This window comes from Rhodococcus sp. NPDC059968 (assembly GCF_042738615.1).
Classification (GTDB): Bacteria; Actinomycetota; Actinomycetes; order Mycobacteriales; family Mycobacteriaceae; genus Rhodococcus_F.
In genome coordinates, this window is record NZ_JBHWUE010000243.1 from 1 (window position 1) to 2462 (window position 2462).

2 protein-coding genes are annotated in these 2462 nt (G+C 65.2%); one reads left to right on the forward strand and one right to left on the reverse strand.

What is annotated here, in order from left to right:
* Positions 1–65 precede the first annotated feature (65 nt).
* Positions 66–1445, reverse strand: a complete 1380-nt coding sequence (locus tag ACFWAY_RS53490; RefSeq protein ID WP_378516504.1) for a PLP-dependent aminotransferase family protein — start codon at positions 1443–1445, stop codon at positions 66–68.
* A 170-nt stretch (positions 1446–1615) separates the two neighbouring features.
* Between ACFWAY_RS53490 and ACFWAY_RS53495 the strand changes: the two genes are divergently transcribed.
* Positions 1616–2455 carry a phosphoenolpyruvate hydrolase family protein gene (locus tag ACFWAY_RS53495; RefSeq protein ID WP_378516505.1) on the forward strand — a complete coding sequence of 280 codons (840 nt, stop codon included), beginning with the start codon at positions 1616–1618 and terminating at the stop codon, positions 2453–2455.
* Positions 2456–2462 lie beyond the last annotated feature (7 nt).

Below are 2462 nucleotides of genomic sequence, written 5' to 3' on the forward strand. Positions count from 1 at the left end.
TCCCTGCGGGACATCCAGCGCCACTTGGGCATAGCTGACGCTATGGCGGTCGGTCCTGCTCCCCGTCATGCCTCCGATGTATATGCCTCCCACGCCCCGGCAAGGCGTGCGACCCCTTCGGCGATGGTGGCAGGCTCGTAGGCGAAGCTGATCCGGATGTATTCGTTGAGGTGGTCGATGCTGCTGAAGATCGGTCCGGGGAGGACCGAAACGCCTTGCCTGACGGCGCGCTGGGCGAGGGCTGTCGCATTGCCCCGCGGGAGCCGCGCCCACAGGGATGCGCCTCCTGTCGGCACAGCGTAGGTCCATTCCGGCAGATACACGTCGAGGGCGGATGTGAGCGTTTCACGCTGGATGCGGAGATGAGCCCGTCGAAGGAGTCGTGCCTCATCGATCCGCGGAAGCAGGGCTGCCGTGGCGAGTTGGCCGATGAGCGATGTTCCGAGGTCCTCGGAGCCTTTCACCGATGCCAGCTGGGTGGCGATCGCTGGGGTTGTACGGATCCAGCCCACGCGGAGGCCTCCCCAGAAGCTCTTGCTCGCGGACCCGAGGACGATAGAGGTCGGGCAGTGCTTCGCGATGGGCGGTGGTGGGGTTTCGTCGATGCAGGCGTCCACCACCGCGGCATCCTCGATGATCGTCACGCCGCAACGGTCTGCGATACGGGCGATTTCACGGCGCCGATGCGCGCTCATGGTAGACCCTCGGGGATTGCTTGCAGTCGCCTGCAAGAAGACGATTTTTGCGCGGGAGGCTACGATTGCCCGTTCAAGCGCGGCCGGTTTGATGCCCTCCTCATCGGTGGGGACTGGGCTGAGGCGGGCGCCCTCGCTTCGAAGCGTCTCGATCGCTCCCCTGAAGGATGGTTCCTCGATCAGAACCGGGGTCCCGGCCTCGAGCAGTGCGCGCACCAGCACACGGAGCCCTTGCTGGGCTCCTGAGGTGATGAGTATCTGGTCTGCCGTCGTCGGCAGGTCCATCTTCGTGTAGTAGTCGGCGACCTTCTCCCGCAGATCGGGGAGGCCCTCTGGCAGGTAGCCGTGGCCTGGTACCAGAGATCGCAACTGGGGGGAGTCCAGGTTTCCGACCACGTCGGCGACGATCGGGAGCCCATGCAATGCGGCGCTTCGCAGATCGATGTGATCGAGGTTTGCCGCGAAGCCGACGAAGGTGTCGAGGCGGTGCTCGCCGCGCACCTGCCCTCGAACGCCGGCACGGGTCACTCTCGTGCCCGAGCCCTGCCGGCTGGCGATGAGACCTTCCCCGCGCAACTGGTCGAGGGCCGCGGCGACGGTGGACCTGCTCACCCCGAGGCTGGTTGCGAGCGCCCTTTCCGACGGCAATTTGGCCCCAGCCGGGAGCTGACCTGTTTGGATCTCTGTCCTGAGCTTGTCGGCAAGGCGTCGGAACATCGCGTCGGGCGCCTCCGACCAGTCGCCGAGCATCCGAAGGACTGTGTATTGGCTGGGTTTGCCGTCCACTTTGACTCCAATGGCACTGTGCGGACCACCGCGTCCGCTGAATCATTGACTTACCAAGTAACAACCCAGGGTGCCGTAGCAAGTTCAGACTGTGGCAGTGGGGCTCGTCAAGTCAAGCGGAGTCGGAAGACGGGATGGTCAAAGTGGACCGAACATCGATCATTGATCAGCTGAAGGACCGGCGGGAGCGCGGGGAACCCATCCTCGGCGGCGGGGCCGGGAACGGAGCCTCCGCCAAGGCGCAGGAGGACGGTGGCATCGACCTGCTGGTCATCTACAACTCCGGCCGCTTCCGCATGGCTGGCCGTGGGTCGCTTGCGGGCCTCATGCCGTACGGCAACGCGAACGAGATCGTGCTGGAGATGGCGCCGGAGGTCGTGACAGCTGCAACCCGCACGCCCGTCCTCGGCGGCGTGTGCGGCACGGACCCGTTCCTGCAGCACAAACGCCTATTCTCGAGACTCTTGGCAGCAGGCCTGGTGGGGGTGCAGAACTTCCCGACGGTCGGGCTCATCGACGGATCCTTCCGTGCCAATTTGGAGGAGACCGGGATGGGTTTCGATAAGGAGGTCGAGCTGATCCGCCGCGCGCATGAGTTTGGCTTCGTGACCACGCCCTATGTCTTCTCCGAAGTGGATGCCTCGGCGATGGCCGAGGCCGGAGCCGACATCGTGGTCTGCCACTTCGGGCTGACCACCGGTGGGACGATCGGCGCCGAGACGGCCCGGACCCTGGAGGACTGTGCTGTTCTCGCCGAGCGCTGGTCGGCTGCTGCACGCGCGGTGAATCCTGATGTCATCACACTCGTCCACGGAGGTCCAGTTGCCACACCTGCAGATGCTGCACGTATGGCAACTGTGAAGGGTGTGGACGGATTCTACGGGGCGTCTTCAATGGAGCGCCTACCTCTGGAAGGGGCGATCGCCTCCAACGTCCGCGGCTTCCGCGCGGCGTTCACGTCCGCAGTCGTCTAGGTCCCGC